This is a genomic window from Acetobacter malorum, from assembly GCF_002153605.1.
Lineage (GTDB): Bacteria > Pseudomonadota > Alphaproteobacteria > Acetobacterales > Acetobacteraceae > Acetobacter > Acetobacter malorum_A.
Genome location: NZ_JOPG01000069.1, coordinates 1 through 950, shown reverse-complemented (window position 1 = coordinate 950; position 950 = coordinate 1). Strand labels below are relative to the sequence as shown.

At 56.2% G+C, this 950-nt stretch carries 1 protein-coding gene; it reads left to right on the top strand.

Features of this window, described 5'->3' with window-relative positions:
* Positions 1-363 (top strand): phosphate-starvation-inducible PsiE family protein (locus HK23_RS13925; protein WP_179193920.1); only part of this gene is annotated, 363 nt, incomplete at its 5' end.
* Positions 364-950: the final 587 nt, after the last annotated feature.

Sequence of the window (950 nt, the reverse complement as noted above, 5' to 3'; positions counted from 1 at the left end):
GGAATCGATCCGATCAACCAGACGATCTTCCAGGCGATTTTTGGCGCGATCTTTACTGTTATCATCGCTCTTGAGTTCAAACACTCCCTGCTGGTCGTTCTTGCACAGCATGAGAACGTCATCCGGGTGAGAACCATCGTCCTGATCGCCCTCCTGGCGATTGCCCGCAAATTCATCCTGCTGGATTTGCATGATGTGACTGCCATGGAACTGTTCGCTCTCTCGGCGGCTGTTCTGGCGCTGGGCATTGTCTACTGGCTGGTCCGCGAGCAGGATGCGCGTGTCGCGCGCGATGCCAGGGAACAGGCGCATCTCAAAGATAATTCTGCGGCCCGCTGTGAGCCTGAACGGTCTTCATCCTGAAGGATCGAAGTAAAGGCGGTCTATAACGCCGCCTTTACTCAATCCCCACTATGTCTCGTGCGATGAGGACGTCTTCTTCGCCGTCTCTGGCCCTGACGGTGCCAGATGATCTGTGTCGATGGGCCGGAAAGGCGGAATGGGTTGTCCGGGAGAGTAGACCGGCCCCTTGTAGTTCTGATCCAACTGGCTTGCGTTCAAGCTGTCGACCAGCATATCACCTGTGCCGTCTTCGTAATGAGTGCGAGCCCCGGTTTTGGGGATTGTGGACGTTCCCTCAGTCGCCCTTGCATCGAACGATGTTGCAGTCGTCCGGACAACATCACCAGCATGTGCGCCCGACTGGCTCAGTAGAGACAAGCTCAGAGCAGCGCACGACAGAGATATTTTCATCCTCTTCATGCTCATGACCTTTCGAGATTCTTCCCCGGCCGGATGAATGGCCGGGGAAGAGTTTTCGTCACGCCATCAGGCTGCCTCTTTCCGCGCCTCAATCTGGGGCACGGCTTCCTCCGCACGTGCTGTAGAGGACGTAATCGCGATACGACGCGGCTTCATCGCTTCGGGTATCTCACGTTTCAGAGTAATGG